This is a genomic window from Flavobacterium sp., assembly GCF_050696275.1.
Lineage (GTDB): Bacteria > Bacteroidota > Bacteroidia > Flavobacteriales > Flavobacteriaceae > Flavobacterium.
Genome location: NZ_JBOGUT010000029.1, coordinates 1 through 15,294, shown reverse-complemented (window position 1 = coordinate 15,294; position 15,294 = coordinate 1). Strand labels below are relative to the sequence as shown.

15 protein-coding genes and 1 pseudogene are annotated in these 15,294 nt (G+C 34.7%); 8 read left to right on the top strand and 8 right to left on the bottom strand.

The window, feature by feature from the left end:
* Positions 1–41: 41 nt before the first annotated feature.
* Genes ACRDEC_RS13605 through ACRDEC_RS13590 form a run of 4 tightly spaced genes read right to left on the bottom strand, consistent with a single transcriptional unit; the run spans position 42 to position 2,864 of the window.
* Entirely contained in the window at positions 42–629 is a 588-nt protein-coding gene (locus ACRDEC_RS13605) for a Maf-like protein (RefSeq protein ID WP_431498906.1), read from the bottom strand.
* Positions 619–1,542, bottom strand: coding sequence for a geranylgeranylglycerol-phosphate geranylgeranyltransferase (locus tag ACRDEC_RS13600; RefSeq protein ID WP_431498905.1), 924 nt, complete (start codon positions 1,540–1,542; stop codon positions 619–621). The genes ACRDEC_RS13605 and ACRDEC_RS13600 overlap by 11 nt, the downstream gene beginning before the upstream one ends.
* Before the next feature lie 49 nt (positions 1,543–1,591).
* On the bottom strand, positions 1,592–2,119 hold the full coding sequence (locus tag ACRDEC_RS13595; protein ID WP_431498904.1) for a KdsC family phosphatase: 528 nt from the start codon (positions 2,117–2,119) through the stop codon (positions 1,592–1,594).
* On the bottom strand, positions 2,103–2,864 hold the full coding sequence (locus ACRDEC_RS13590) for a Rossmann-like and DUF2520 domain-containing protein (protein ID WP_431498903.1): 762 nt from the start codon (positions 2,862–2,864) through the stop codon (positions 2,103–2,105). The genes ACRDEC_RS13595 and ACRDEC_RS13590 overlap by 17 nt, the downstream gene beginning before the upstream one ends.
* A gap of 322 nt (positions 2,865–3,186) precedes the next feature.
* Between ACRDEC_RS13590 and ACRDEC_RS13585 the strand changes: the two genes are divergently transcribed.
* Positions 3,187–3,627, top strand: a complete 441-nt coding sequence (locus tag ACRDEC_RS13585) for a hypothetical protein (RefSeq protein WP_431498902.1) — start codon at positions 3,187–3,189, stop codon at positions 3,625–3,627.
* 71 nt (positions 3,628–3,698) lie between these two features.
* On the opposite strand, the gene ACRDEC_RS13580 is transcribed toward ACRDEC_RS13585, so the two are convergent.
* Positions 3,699–4,136 (bottom strand): VOC family protein, encoded by a 438-nt coding sequence (locus tag ACRDEC_RS13580; RefSeq protein WP_431498901.1) that lies wholly within the window; start codon positions 4,134–4,136, stop codon positions 3,699–3,701.
* 142 nt (positions 4,137–4,278) lie between these two features.
* On the opposite strand from ACRDEC_RS13580, the gene ccsA reads away from it, so the two are divergent.
* From ccsA to ACRDEC_RS13565, 3 genes are all read left to right on the top strand, one after another.
* Positions 4,279–7,416: a cytochrome c biogenesis protein CcsA gene (ccsA, locus tag ACRDEC_RS13575; protein WP_431498900.1), complete on the top strand. Its 3,138-nt coding sequence runs from the start codon at positions 4,279–4,281 to the stop codon at positions 7,414–7,416.
* Between the two features lie 5 nt (positions 7,417–7,421).
* The gene (locus tag ACRDEC_RS13570) at positions 7,422–8,015 is read left to right on the top strand and encodes a glutathione peroxidase (protein WP_431498899.1); all 594 of its coding nucleotides are present in this window, start codon (positions 7,422–7,424) and stop codon (positions 8,013–8,015) included.
* Between the two features lie 127 nt (positions 8,016–8,142).
* Positions 8,143–8,628, top strand: coding sequence for a glutathione peroxidase (locus tag ACRDEC_RS13565; protein WP_431498898.1), 486 nt, complete (start codon positions 8,143–8,145; stop codon positions 8,626–8,628).
* A 22-nt stretch (positions 8,629–8,650) separates the two neighbouring features.
* Here ACRDEC_RS13565 and ACRDEC_RS13560 read toward each other — a convergent pair whose 3' ends face one another.
* The gene (locus tag ACRDEC_RS13560; protein WP_431498897.1) at positions 8,651–9,718 is read right to left on the bottom strand and encodes a serine hydrolase domain-containing protein; all 1,068 of its coding nucleotides are present in this window, start codon (positions 9,716–9,718) and stop codon (positions 8,651–8,653) included.
* Between the two features lie 74 nt (positions 9,719–9,792).
* Between ACRDEC_RS13560 and ACRDEC_RS13555 the strand changes: the two genes are divergently transcribed.
* Positions 9,793–10,209, top strand: coding sequence for a lipocalin family protein (locus tag ACRDEC_RS13555; RefSeq protein ID WP_431498896.1), 417 nt, complete (start codon positions 9,793–9,795; stop codon positions 10,207–10,209).
* Positions 10,209–10,505: a DUF721 domain-containing protein gene (locus tag ACRDEC_RS13550; protein ID WP_431498895.1), complete on the top strand. Its 297-nt coding sequence runs from the start codon at positions 10,209–10,211 to the stop codon at positions 10,503–10,505. The genes ACRDEC_RS13555 and ACRDEC_RS13550 overlap by 1 nt, the downstream gene beginning before the upstream one ends.
* Position 10,506: 1 nt before the next feature.
* On the opposite strand, the gene ACRDEC_RS13545 is transcribed toward ACRDEC_RS13550, so the two are convergent.
* The gene (locus ACRDEC_RS13545; protein ID WP_431498894.1) at positions 10,507–11,985 is read right to left on the bottom strand and encodes a helix-turn-helix domain-containing protein; all 1,479 of its coding nucleotides are present in this window, start codon (positions 11,983–11,985) and stop codon (positions 10,507–10,509) included.
* A 195-nt stretch (positions 11,986–12,180) separates the two neighbouring features.
* Between ACRDEC_RS13545 and aceB the strand changes: the two genes are divergently transcribed.
* Both aceB and aceA read left to right on the top strand, forming a co-directional pair.
* Positions 12,181–13,761 (top strand): malate synthase A, encoded by a 1,581-nt coding sequence (gene aceB, locus ACRDEC_RS13540; protein ID WP_431498893.1) that lies wholly within the window; start codon positions 12,181–12,183, stop codon positions 13,759–13,761.
* A 78-nt stretch (positions 13,762–13,839) separates the two neighbouring features.
* Positions 13,840–15,120 (top strand): isocitrate lyase, encoded by a 1,281-nt coding sequence (gene aceA, locus ACRDEC_RS13535; protein ID WP_431498892.1) that lies wholly within the window; start codon positions 13,840–13,842, stop codon positions 15,118–15,120.
* An 81-nt stretch (positions 15,121–15,201) separates the two neighbouring features.
* Here aceA and ACRDEC_RS13530 read toward each other — a convergent pair.
* A pseudogene (locus ACRDEC_RS13530) lies at positions 15,202–15,294 on the bottom strand (nucleoside-diphosphate kinase); the annotation flags it as partial.

The following is a 15,294-nucleotide window of genomic DNA, read 5'->3' as shown; positions in this document are numbered from 1 at the left end:
TAGTATCCAATAACTGTGCCAAAAATGAATAATCTGAATTATTAAAGGGTAAAATTCAGTAAATACTGATATACTTTTTCGGTAGGCAATCCTACAACATTAGTATAAGAACCTTCTATTTTTGAAATGCCAACCAAGCCAATCCACTCCTGAATTCCATAGCTTCCGGCTTTGTCGAAAGGTTTGTAATTGTCAAGATAGTAAGCGATAGCTTCATCTGATAAATGATTAAAAGTTACTTTGGTAATTTCATTAACAATTTCAATTTTGTCTTTGGTTTTAAAGCAAACGGATGTAATCACTTCATGTGTTTTATCCGATAAATCCTGAAGCATTTCAAAGGCTTCCTGATGCCCTTTTGGCTTGCCTAAGGCTTTTTCGTTGAGCCATACCAAAGTATCACTTGTTACCAGTAATTCGTTTTCAAGCAATTCGCCTTCAAACGCATTGGCTTTTAAAACAGCCAGATAATCGGTGATTTCTAATGATTGCAATGTTTCCGGGAAAATTTCTTCTATTTCTTTCAGTCGGATTTCAAAATTCAAATCCAAATCTTTAAAAAACTGTTGCCTCCTTGGAGACCCGGAAGCTAAAATGATCTTTATGTTTTCGAATTTCTTATGCAGCATAATATTTCATATTTAATCCAATTACAGCTATGGAGATAATTCCGAAAAAAACAACCAATTTCAAGACGTTGCTTAAATGATGGAAGTCGATTTTCGATTTAGCCGACCAAATTTTAATGGTAAAATAGAGTAGTGGACCAATAATAAATCCTAAGAGATAAATCGTGGCATAGGTTAAATGAAAGATATAATTGTATATATAATATAAAATACAAATAACAGGAATAAAACTCAATCCAAATACCAATTTCGTTGTTCTCGAGATGCCAAAAACAATAGGTAATGTCTGCATTCCTTGATTGTAATCGCCTTTTACGTCTTCTAGATCTTTTACGATTTCACGGATAAAATTGAGGATGAATGCAATGATAGCAAAATCAGATAAAACCGAAATAACGGTTTGCATTTGAGGTTTGTTTACTTCGTCAATCGCTGGCAAAATCATAAAAATGGCAATGATTAGAATACTAAAAGAAAGCATTACAGATACAATTATGTTGCCTATAACCATCATTTGTTTTAAACTTGTGGCGTAAACATATAATAGAGCCGCTGGAAGTATAAAAAAGAGTAAAAAATTGGGTCTTAAAACGAGATTCGATAAATAGAATCCAATGCAAACTCCCACTAAAGTGAAACCTACATAAATGTTGTAAGCTCTTCCTTCGGAAACTGATTTGCCCACAATAACATCATTTGGTTTATTAATGTTGTCTGTGTTTTGATCAAAAATATCATTGATAATATAACCGCCAGCCGCAATACAAACTGTGGATACAACTAATAAAATATATTGCCAAATAGTCAATGCTAAACCAATATCTTGGAGTTTTAAAAAGCCATAAAGTATAATCAATTGCATTAAAGCAATCATCAGTAAATTTTTGTAACGTATCAGATTGAGGTATTTCATTTTCTATTTAATCGTTTAATCTTTGAATTGTTTTTTTGGAAAAAAGTAATTAGTCAAAATTTCCATTATAGTACAAGTGCCATTTTTCCTGTACTTTCATTACTTGTTCAATAACATCACGTACAGCGCCTTTCCCTCCGTTTTTATGTGAAATATAATTGGAAATAGCTTTAATTTCAGGACTGGCGTCTTGTGGGCAAGTTGGCAAACCGACTAATTGCATTACGTGGTAATCCGGAATGTCATCTCCCATATACAAAACTTCTCCAGGCTTGATATTGTATAATTCGATGTATTCTTTGAATGTTTCTACTTTATTTGGAGTGGCTAAATGGATGTCTGTAATGCCTAGATTTCTTAATCGAATACGGACACCTTCGTTGCTTCCGCCGGAAATTATACAGACGTGATAACCGCTTTCTACTGCAGCTTTCATTGCAAATCCATCACGAATATTCATTTCGCGAAGCATTTCACCTGTTTGGGAAACGTGAACGGTTCCATCTGTTAAAACACCATCAACATCAAAAATAAAAGTAGTGATGCCGTTCATGATTTCTTTATAGCTTTTTGCCATTATCGATAATTGATTTGGTTAATATTTTATAAATTTCTTTTTGAGTTGAATCAGATAGAAACGATAAATGTGTATTTATGGTTTGAGTATCGTTTCGGACTGCAGGGCCTGTTTGAGCTTCTTTTGGTGAAAGCGAATTGATTTTAGCGGCTGTTTCCCGGATTAATGGATACAAAATTTCGAATGGTATATTGTTTTCGATGCAAATTGTATCGCCAATCTGGTACAGATGATTGACAAAATTATTGACAAAAACGGCCGCCACATGCAATGCTTTTCTTTGTTCAGAATGAATATTGAAAACTTTATCCGAAATTGATTTAGCTACCTTTTCCAGAAGCTTATAATCCGATTCATCTTCAGTTTCCAGACAAAAAGGAATTCCTTTAAAGTCAACTTCTTTTGATTTTGAAAATGTTTGCAGCGGATAAAAAACACCCCTTCGGTTTTCAGAATTTAAATCGGTCATGGCAACAGTTCCCGAAGTATGAACCACAAGTTTGTTACTAAAAGGCAGATTTTGGGAAACTTCGGTGACAGCATTATCCGAAACGGAGACGATATACAAATCAGCAACTGCAATTTCGGAGTAAGAGCTGATGATTTTAGCCGTGTCAATATGCTGGGAAACCGTTTCCGGATTTCGGGCAAAAACCTGAATAACATCTACAGAATCGCTTTTGGCGAAAGCCGAAATTAAATGGTTGGCCACATTTCCTGAGCCTATTAGTACAACTGAAATCATTTGGCTAAAATAGTAAATTTTCCAGTAGCTGAAATGTATTATGCATTATGAATTAGGAATTGAAAAGAATGATTTTAAGGTAACTTGCTGTATATGATTTGTTTATGTTGTTTTGGCAAAAATAAAGAAGATTGTATTTAGGGTTCAAAGAACTAATAAAGCGTTAGGTAGTACCGATAAAGGTTTCCCGAAAACGGAGGTGAAAAAGAGCAAGCTGAAAATCAGGGAAAAGAGAATTAATTACTCAGTTTACAATAAATTAATTTTTTTATTCAAGTAAAATTATATATTTGCCACAACCAATTACTATAAAAATAATAAGATGAAAAAATTATTCACAGCGGCGCTTTTATTGTTAAGCGTATTGTCTTTCGGACAAATTAAAGTATTAGAAACTACACCTTTAGAGAGATTAGGTAGAGTAGGCATAAATGATGTTTATGTGCAAAAAGAAGGATCACAGTATACTTTTTTCTATAAAAACGTTGAAAACGTAGAAGATACTTCAATAAGAAACTTTACTTTCAAGAATGTAGAAAACGATTACGAAAACTTTTTCAAAATCATCATGAACGGATTTAATGCGTCGCCGATGTATGATATTAAATTAGAATTGCCTAACGATTATGTTTGGTTGCATTATTCAAAAACCGGAACTAAATCAGGTGTTCAGTTTATGACAACAAATAAAGTTACTGCATCTACAGGAATTTCAGGATTCTTAACTATGGAAGATGTTAAAAAATTATTTGAAAGAAGCTAATTTCTGTTTAGATAGAATAAAAAAAGCGAAACTCAAAAGGGTTTCGCTTTTTTTATTGCTTTATGTGAGGATTATTTCTGCTGATTGTAATCGTAATTTACCATCCAGTGAATACCGAATTTATCGGTAAACATTCCGAAAAACGCTCCCCAAAAAGTTTTATCCAATGGCATTTTGACTGTTCCTCCCGCTGAAAGTGCATTGAAAAGTTTTGTAGCTTCTTCTTCAGATTCAGTGTTTATAGAAAGAGAAATATTATTCCCCATTACAGTGGCTTGACCAAAAGATTCCGAGCTGTCGCTTCCCATTAATGTTGTTTCCTTGCTTATTGGCAGTGAAACGTGCATGATTTTTTCCCCATCTTCCGGTGGGCAATGTCCTACTTCTGTTTGAGGCATGTCTTTGAATTTTCCGATATATGGAAATTCGCCGCCAAAAACAGATTTGTAAAAAAGAAACGCTTCTTCGCAGTTTCCGTTAAAAGTCAGATAAGCATTAACTGTAGCCATAATATAGTTTGTTTTCCCAAATTTATAAAATTTTCCGTTTAGAATGGATTTCCTTAATTAATTCTTAAAACCGGGGATGAATTTATAAAGTAAACATTTTTAAATTACTTTTGTACGACCAAAAAAACGAAATTCCCACACCATGGATAAAAAAATATTCTCATTCCTGTTTTCGACACGTTTAATGGCTTTTCTGTTTATTGCTTTTGCCGGTGCAATGGCAGCAGGAACATTTATTGAAGACTCTTACAATACAGATACTGCTCGTATTATTGTTTATAATTCCTGGTGGTTTGAAGCTATTATGGTATTTTTCATGATTAATTTCTTGGGAAACATCAAGAGATACCAGCTTTATAAAAAAGAAAAATGGGCGACTTTAACGTTGCATTTGGCTTTTATCCTAATATTATTGGGTGCTTTTGTGACCCGTTACATCAGTTATGAAGGAATGATGCCCATCCGCGAAGGCGCTACTGAAAATCAGGTTTTTTCAGATAAAACATTCTTAACAGTTTTGATCGATGGCCAATATAAAGGAGAATTAAAGCGTAAAACGATTGAAAAAGCAGTATTGTTTTCTCCAGCGGTTAATAATAATTTTAGTATTTCGGATAATTTTGACGAAATCCCGTTTGAAGTAACCTATGAGGATTTTATCATGGGTGCTACAGAAACTATCAAAAAAGATGATAAAGGGGTTTTGTACCTTAAATTGGTGGAAGCTGGTGGCGGAACTCGTCATGAGCACTATTTAAAAGAAGGAGAAATACAAAGCATTCATAATGTTCTTTTTGCTCTGAATAAATTTACGGCAGGAGCAATTAATATTGCCGTAAAAAATGATGTTTACACGATTCAGACGCCATTTGACGGGAACTTTATGCGAATGGCTGACAAACTGCAGGGCAAAGTAAACAAGGATAAAACAGAACCTTTAATGATGCGTTCATTGTATAATTTAGGCGGAACCCAGTTTGTTTTTCCTGAATTAGCGATGAAAGGAAGTAAGTCATTTGTATCGAATAATGATTATAAAGACAAAAAAACGGATGATGCACTTGTTTTGAAAATTTCCAATCAAGGGAAAGAAAAAACGCTCACTTTAATTGGTTCCAAAGGAAAAATGGGAGAACCTTATGTGTTTAAGCAAGGCGATTTGGAATATACTGTTTTTTACGGAAGCAAGGTATATGAACTGCCTTTCAAAATTAAATTGAATAAATTTATTGCTTCAAAATACCCGGGTACGGAAAAAAGCTATTCTGCTTTTGAAAGTCAGGTAACTGTTGAAGACACCAAACCTTTTGATGCCAGGATATTTATGAATAACGTATTGGATTACCAAGGATATCGATTTTTTCAGGCCGGATTCGATGAAGATGAAAAAGGAACTAAACTGTCTGTCAATCATGATTTCTGGGGAACTTGGATCACTTATATTGGATATTTCTTATTGTATTTTGGTATGCTCGCTATTTTGTTTACCAAACATTCCCGTTTTGCTGATTTGAAGAAAAAACTAGATAAGGTAAGAGTTAAAAAATCAAAAATAATTACTGCTTTATTGTTTTTCTTCTCTATTGCCGGCTTTTCACAAAGTCACAAGCAAGACCATATGCGAAATAAGCCAACCGAAAAACAAGTCGATTCATTGCTAACAAAATACTTGGTAAGCGAAGACCATGCAGCCCAATTTGGACGTTTGGTTATTCAGGATGAAGGAGGTCGTATGAAGCCTGTAAACACTTTTGCATCCGAATTATTACGAAAAGTGAGCAAAAGCGATACCTATAAGAATATGAATCCGGATCAGGCTTTTATTTCGATGACACAATTTCCGCAGGTTTGGTATGAAGTGCCACTAATTTACCTAAAATCAGGCAATGACAGCATCCGTAAATTAATCGGTATTGCTTCTGATATAAAACGTGCATCCCTAATTGACTTTTTTGACGAAAGAGGGAATTATAAATTATCAAAACAATTGGATGAAGCCTATAAAGAAGCGGTGCCAAACCAGTTTCAAAAAGATTTCATTGAAGCCGATAAAAGAGTAAACCTATTATATTCGGCGTTGAGCGGGCAAATATTGAAAGTTTTTCCAAAGCCTTATGATAAAAACAACAAATGGGTTTCCTATCTTGAAGTAAATCATCCTACGAATAGTGCTTTGGATACGATTAAAAACATTTTGCCTTTTTATCTAAATTCGCTTGATAAAGCAGCCGTTACCAAAGATTACAAACTGGCTAACAGCTTACTTATTGGTTTGGATAAATACCAGAGAAAGTATGGCTACAAGGTAATGCCATCCAAGGAGAAAATAGATTCCGAGATTTTATACAACAAATACGACGTTTTCAAAAAGCTCTTTTCATGGTATATGTATGCTGGGGTTTTGATGTTTGTATTTGTAATCGTTAATATTTTCAGCAAAAAGAAATGGGTTATTTATACGGTAAAAACTTTTCATGTAATTATTGGATTGCTATTTATCTTACATTCTTTAGGCTTGATTGCCAGATGGTATATTTCCGGTCACGCTCCTTGGAGTAATGCTTATGAATCAATGATTTACGTAGGTTGGTCTATCATGCTTTTTGGATTGGTTTTTGGAAGAAAATCACAGCTAACAGTAGCCTCAACAGCTTTTGTAGCCTCCATGATTTTAATGATTGCCCACTGGAATTGGTTGGATCCGGCTATTGCTAATTTACAGCCTGTGCTTGATTCTTATTGGCTTATGATTCACGTTGCTGTTATTGTAGCCAGTTACGGTCCTTTTGCCTTAGCAGCGATTTTAGGATTAGTAGCAATGTTCCTGATGCTTTTTACCACAAAAGCCAATAAAAAAATAATGGATTTAAACATCAAGGAAATTACTTACATTAATGAAATGGCCCTAACGGTTGGTTTAGTCATGTTAACCATAGGGAATTTTCTAGGTGGTCAATGGGCAAATGAAAGCTGGGGTAGGTATTGGGGCTGGGACCCTAAGGAAACCTGGGCATTCATTAGTATTATGGTCTATGCTTTCGTAATTCATATGCGATTTGTACCTGCTTTAAGAGGGAAGTTTACTTACAACTTTATGAGTGTATTAGCATTTGCATCGATCTTAATGACCTATTTTGGAGTCAATTTTCACCTGAGCGGGCTACACTCTTATGCTACAGGGGAAAAGCAAAATGTTAAAATATACATTATAGTACTAATTATTTTTGTTATATTTTCAATAATTGTTTACATTCGGCGCAGACAAATCGATAAAACTTAATGATTATGAGAAAAATTTTACTTATTATGTTAATGGGGGTTGCTACATTCAGCTGTAAAAACCAAGAGGATAACATTAAAAACCGAACTTCACATATGGCCGACATACAGGAAAATATGGAAGGGGAGACAATTTATCAATTTAAGGTCACAGACATTGAAGGAAAAGAATTTGATTTTGCTTCTTTGAAAGGGAAAAAAGTAATGATTGTCAATACAGCTTCAAAATGTGGATTAACACCACAGTATGAGCAATTGCAAGCATTATATGATGAGTTTAAAGCTGATAATTTTGTTGTTGTTGGTTTTCCTTCAAACAGTTTTGAAGATCAAGAGCCTGGAACTAATGCAGAAATTTCTACTTTCTGTAAAAAAAATTACGGAGTGTCATTTCCAATGATGGGAAAAGTTTCTGTTAAAGGAGCCGATATGGATCCTTTGTACCAGTTCTTAACTCAAAAATCTAAAAATGGTCTTGAGGATAATACTGTAAAATGGAATTTTCAAAAATACTTGATTAATGAAAATGGTCACCTTGACAAAATTATTGCTCCTCAGGTTGTTCCTATTGACGAAACAATCATGGATTGGATCAAATAAGAAGTTAAAAAAGCACATTAAAAGGGACAACATCGTTGTCCCTTTTTTTTATTAAAGAATTATTAAAAAGAAGTGATCATTATGAGTTGTTTTATTTGTTTTGATTAATTTTATAAAAATAAAAATCATGAAACCACAATCAATACATCAATTTATAGTTGAAGATATTTCAGGAGGAAAATTTGATTTCTCCGAATTAAAAGGGAAAAAACTAATGGTGGTAAATACAGCATCCGAATGCGGATTGACGCCACAATACGAGCAATTGGAAGAGCTGTATAATGAATTTAAAGACGATAATTTTATCATTGTAGGTTTCCCAGCCAATAATTTTGGAGCGCAGGAACCTGGAGAGAATAAGGAGATTGCTGCCTTCTGTACCAGGAATTATGGGGTAACTTTTCCTATGATGGGTAAAATTTCAGTTAAAGGCGACGATATTCATTCCTTGTATCGGTTTTTAACGCAAAAATCAAACAATGGATTTGCAGACAGTGAAGTAGAATGGAATTTTCAGAAATATTTATTGGATGAAGATGGCCGTCTGGCAAAAATAATACCTCCGGCCACTTTACCGATTGACGAATCCGTAATTCAATGGATTAAATCATAAACAAGATACATGCACTCTATTATTATTGATACAGTGCATTTATTTTTTGCCATAAAACATCGTCAAAATCTGAAAGAGCAAGATTGGAAGCATCTGCAGCATCACCCATCCTAATGACAACCATTTTTTTGCTTGGAATGACATAGATTTTTTGATCATTTTTCCCCAATGCCATAAACATATCATTTGGACCTGCAGGTATAATACTTCCGTTAAACTGAAACTGACTTTGTGGTAAATGGTAACTCGATTTCCCGTTCAGCCACCATAAATAGCCATACGACTGATTGATAGCTTGAGAAGTGTTAGTCGCTTCGGTAAAGTAATTCTCATTTAAAATCTGACTGTTCTGCCATTTTCCTTTGTTGAGCATCAGTAAGCCAAAACGAGCCATACTTCGGGTATCGCTCCAATAAACACTTAAATCTCCATTAGGAATCCAAAGCCCATTCATCCCAATTTTATCTCTTAATTTAGTATTAAAATAAGCCGAAAAGCTTTGCCCTGTAGCAGCCGCAATAACATCCTGTAATTTTACATAGACATTATGATAAGCCCATCGGGTTCCTGCATCGGCTGTATATTGAAGGTTTGCCGGTGAAACATCATCCCCTAAAGCATCATTAAGACCTGAATTCATAGAAAGCAAATTTTTGCAGGTAATCAGATTTTCTTTTGCTAGAGGCGCACTGGTCCATCCCGTGTTTAAATAATCTGAAACTTTATTGTCAATGTTTAAAAAACCTTCTTGCTGGGCAATTCCAGTTGTTGTTGCAGTTAAGGTTTTCCCGGCACTTGCCCAATACCAATTGGAAGTTGATGTATGACCATTGAAATAATTTTCCATTACAATTCGGCCATTCACTAATAACAGGAATGATTTGGTATGTTTTAATTCTAAATAATCCAAAAGGGGTTGTTGTGCCGAAGGATTCCATTGCAAAGATTCTATGCTTTTAGTTTCCCATGTTGTGCTTCCTATTGAAGGAAAGTACATTGTTTCGGTCGGAGTTTCGGTTGAAGAAGATTCGCTCGAACTGCAGTTCACAAACAGGGTCAGGCTCAGAGCAGCTAATAAAATAGGTTTCATAGGAAAAGATTATATTCTAAATTTAGACAACATTATTTCAAAAAGGTTTAACGGATTATCCTTATTTTTACAAAATGAAAAAAAGCATACTACTAGTCCTGTTCACGATGGTGTTTGTGAGTTGTTCCCAAAAAGCAGATCTTTCACAGATAGGTTTTATTAATGGTTATTGGCAAATCAGTAAAGTGACTGATCTTGATGGAAATAAAAAAGAATATCCTATTAACGAAGTGTATGATTTTTTTGAAATTAAGAATAATAGCGGATTTCATAAAAAAGTAACGTGGCAACCTGACGGCACTTTTCTCGTTAATGATTTGCAGGAAAATGTAAAAATTACTATTGTAAATGAAGAAGTAATGCTTGATTTTTCTTCAAAATACGGGAAGCACAGCGAAAACCTGGAATCTGTTTCAAAAGATGAAATGGTGTTGGTTTCTAAAGATCAGATCAGGTTTATTTATAAAAAAGTGGATGTAAAATCTGAATAATGGCGAAGCGTATAAATAACGAAAGTGCTATTGGCGATATTCTTAACGAAATTATCAAAGCAAATAGGCTGGAAAAGGGATTAAACCAGATTTCAGTCGCTGATGCATGGAAAAATTTAATGGGAAATGGAGTTAACAATTACACCAGAGATGTACTTCTGAAAGGAAGTACACTTTATGTTGAATTAACTTCAGCGGTTTTACGTGAAGAATTGAGCTATGGAAAAGATAAAATTATCAAAATGATTAACGAAGAACTTGGAAAAGAAATCGTCAAAGAAGTTGTCTTGAGGTAGTCTAACCGTATTTTTCCATTAGCGACTGAACTACTTTATCAGTTGCTTCATTGCGTAATTTTCTTTCCAATTTTTTAGGAGGAACAACGCGTTCTGCACAATCAGCCATAGCACATGATTCGCAAGTCACACCAACTCTTCGTTTCTTTATTTCAGGATTATTCAGGAATTGTATTTTTCCCTGCGAATGAGGAGAAATCATGATGCCTAAAGCAATGCTTCTGTAATAACCGCTTCTGAAAGGATCTTTTGTCGCTGATGAAATTACAAAATATTCATTATCCGTATGATTGTAACTGGAGATTTGGGATTCAAATAAATGGTTTTCTTTTGATGCCGGGATTTCCTTTAAGGTTTTTATCGAAATCCATCTTCTGCAATAATGCTCGTTGTTTTCATTTCCGTGAGGTTCAAGCAAGTTGGTGATATGCAATTCTTTTGTCAGTTGGAAATCATTTCGTTCCGGTTTGTAATTAAATCTCAAAAAGAAAATGTTTTTCAAATTGAAATCTTTCGGTAAAATGTTGGTGAGGCGTTGGTAAAAAGTTTCTGGTGAATCAGTGAATTTAGCAATTAGCGCTTTAAAACTTTGGGTTTCGAAGGATTTCTTCTCAAAAATGGATTTCAGTTCTTTTACTAACTCTTTTCGTGGAATCAACAATGCTCCGGCAAAATAAGAAGCAAAAAAGTTATTTAAAACCTGATCAAAGCTCTCAAACTTAATCCATGAAAAGGTGTATAACCTGTCCGTGATTTCCAGATAATTATAAGCGATTTCTTTGGCATAAATAAACATTCGTTGAGAAGTGTCAGCATCTTTGGAAATTAACAACGTTTTCGATTTCTGTACAAAAACAGATCGAAGATAAATAAGTTCTTTATGAGTCGTCAGCTCTTCGTTATTGATGGTGTAGCCATATTCTTCAATCAGAATTTCCTCTAAATCTTCCACCTTCAGTTTTTTAGATAAATCTATTGAATAGGCTTTTGCGAATTTCTCTACCTGAAGTTCCAAGTCTTCAAAATAGTTATTATGCGCTTCCTGATAGGATCGTAAAGCAGCTAAGAAAAAGCTTTCTCTGGTTAAATTATAATGTTTGGCAATTTCAAATAGCGTACTGATGAATGCATTTACTTTAAGCGGTGCTTCGGCGATAATGTCAATCAGGTTGCTTTCTTTTATTCCGAAAATTTCCAGTGGAATCTCTTTCAAAATTCTTGATTGAAGAATTTCTCCTATGGGAGCGAGGTTTTTATCTAATTTAAGCGAAACCATCTGATCATAAGTTGCATCGAGTGCTTCGGCAAGTAGGATGATTTTGTCTCGTTTTGGATATTTTTTTCCTTTTTCGATTTCATTCAGATACGATTTGGAAAGACCGGTTATTTTGGCTAATCCAAACAAAGAAAGATTTTTTTCGGCTCTGATTTGTTTCAATTTTAAACCAAAAATCAATCTGATGTATTCTTCTTCTATCATTTTGAGGGTATTTCTTTTGTTTGATGAAATTGATTATTCTTCTGAATCCATTTTAAACAGTGGGTTTTTCAATGACACAAATATAATATAAAAATTTAAAACTGTTCGTTATAAAAATATTTTAAATATTTAGCGAACGTTCGCTTGTTTTGTGTTTTTATTTTTTATAATATTGTCTCATCAAAAACAAATCGTATGGAAACAATAGAAAAAAAGGCTGTTCAGTTTCAGAATAAAGTTGATATTGGAAAAATAGTAACTCCGGAAGCTTTGGAATTTCTTCAGGAATTACATTCAAATTTCAACCATAAAAGAAACGAGCTGCTAAAAAAAAGAAGCGAATTGCAGGCGGAATTCGATAAAGGAGTATTGCCTGGATTTCCAAAAGAAACAGCTGAAATTCGAAATTCAAATTGGACTGCAGCACCAATTCCTGAAGCTCTTGTAGACAGGAGAGTGGAGATTACGGGTCCTGTAGACAGGAAAATGGTCATTAATGCGTTGAATTCGGGAGCAAAAACGTTTATGGCAGATTTTGAAGACAGCTGTTCGCCAACATGGAATAACTTAATTGAAGGCCAGCAGAATTTAAAAGATGCAGTAAATGGGACTATTTCTTTGGAACAAAACGGGAAAAAATACCAATTGAATGAGACTGTCGCGACACTTCTGGTAAGACCAAGAGGATTGCATCTGGAAGAGAGAAACTTGATGGTTGGAAACGAAAATTTTTCTGCTTCGTTAGTTGACTTCGGATTGTTTTTCTATCACAATATCACAGCGCTTCTCAATCAGAATAAAAGTACTTATTTCTATTTGCCTAAATTGGAACATTACCTTGAAGCCAGATGGTGGAATGATGTTTTTGAATTTTCTCAGGATTATTTTAAAATTCCGCAAGGAACAATTAAAGCGACTGTTTTGATTGAAACAATTACTGCGAGTTTTCAATTAGATGAAATCATTTTCGAACTTAAAAATCACATTGCAGGCTTAAACTGTGGTCGCTGGGATTATATATTTTCATACATCAAAAAATTAAAAAATCATTCCGGTTTTATGGTTCCTGATAGAGATCAGGTTACAATGACCAGCCCGTTTATGAGCGCTTACTCGCTAAGGGTTATCCAAGTTTGCCACAAAAGAAATATTTTGGCAATAGGAGGAATGGCTGCTCAAATTCCAATCAAAAATGATGATTTGGCCAATCAGGCCGCTCTTGAAAAAGTAAAAGCGGATAAAGAACGAGAAGTTAAAAACGGGCATGATGGTACATGGGTAGCACATCCTGGATTGGTTCCGTTGGCGATGAAGGTTTTTAATGAAAATATGATGACAAAAAATCAGATTCATATTAAAAGAAACGAACTAAATATAACCGAAGAGCAATTATTGGAACTTCCTAAAGGAAATGTTACAGAAAACGGTATCAGAAAAAATATCAATGTAGGTATTTTATATATAGAATCATGGCTAATGGGAATAGGCGCTGCTGCCATTTACAATTTGATGGAAGATGCTGCAACAGCTGAAATTTCCAGAGCTCAATTGTGGTTGTGGCTGAAAAAAGGAGTGATTTTGGAAGACGAGAAACAATGCACAAAGCCTTTTTACGAAACATTAATCAAAGATGAGTTGGTTAAGATTAAAGAATATGTGGGAACAAACAGATTCGAATCAGGGAAATTTGAATTGGCAACTCAATTATTTTCAGGAATGATTTTCAATGAGGAATTAGATGAATTTCTAACACTTGAAGCTTATAAATACATATAAAAAACTGCTGAATGCGGGAACATTCAACAGTTTAAAATCAATAATTAATTAAATAACTATCAAATTCAACACAAATTTATGAAAACGGAAGAAAGAATTCAAGAATTAATCACAGATTGGACAACTAATCCAAGGTGGAAAGGAATTGAAAGACCGTACACTGCAGAAAAAGTAGTGACTTTGCAAGGCTCTTATCAGATTGAACATTCAATTGCCAGAAGAGGAGCTGAAATTTTATGGAAAAAATTGCACACTCAGGATTGGGTTGCGGGATTAGGTGCGCTAACAGGAAATCAGGCTATTCAGGAAGTTGAGGCTGGGCTGGAAGCTATTTATCTAAGCGGATGGCAAGTTGCTGCAGACGCAAATGTGGCAGGCGAAATGTATCCGGATCAATCGCTTTATCCAGTGAACAGTGTTCCGCAAGTTGTAAAAAGAATAAATAACGCTTTACTTCGTGCTGATCAGATTCAGAATGTAAATAAAGTTGAAAATAAAAAAGATTACCTGGTTCCTATTGTTGCTGATGCCGAAGCTGGTTTTGGCGGAAATTTGAATGCTTTCGAATTAATGAAAAGCATGATCGAAGCAGGAGCGGCCGGAGTTCATTTTGAAGATCAATTATCTTCAGCAAAAAAATGCGGTCATTTGGGAGGGAAAGTTTTGGTTCCAACACAGGAAGCTATAAATAAATTAATAGCTGCTCGTTTAGCCGCTGACGTAATGAATGTGCCTACTTTAATTGTAGCAAGAACCGATGCGGATGCTGCAAATTTAATTACAAGTGATGTAGATGAGCGTGACAGAAAATTTATAACGGGAGAAAAAACGTCAGAAGGATTTTTTTATGTGAACTGCGGTATTGAGCAAGGTATTGATAGAGGATTGTCTTATGCTCCTTACGCTGATTTGGTCTGGATGGAAACTTCCACACCTGATTTAAAACAAGCACGACAATTTGCTGAAGCAATCCATGCTCAATATCCTGATACATTGCTGGCTTATAATTGTTCGCCTTCTTTCAACTGGGCAGCAAAATTATCTGTTCAGGAAATGGAAACATTCAGAGAGGAACTGGCTGCAATGGGTTATAAATTCCAATTCATCACTTTGGCTGGTTTTCATGCTTTGAATACTTCGATGTTCGAATTGGCTTTGGCATACAAACGCAAAGGAATGGCCGGTTATTCTGAATTGCAGGAAAAAGAATTCTTGCTTCAGGCAGAAGGTTTTAAAGCAATTAAGCATCAGTCATTCGTTGGAACAACTTATTTTGACGAAGTACAGAATGCGGTTACTGCCGGACTTGCATCCACGGTAGCTATGAAAGATTCTACTGAAACTGCCCAGTTTAAATAGGGATAGTTTTTAGTTTGTTTTTTTTGCAAAAAAATCCCGATGTACTGCATCGGGATTTTTATTTTTTATTCTGATTGAATATTAGAACTGCTCTCTTCCTGCAAAATGGAAAGCTGACTCAATAGCAGCATTCTCATCACTGTCAGAACCGTGTACAGCATTTTCTCCAATAGC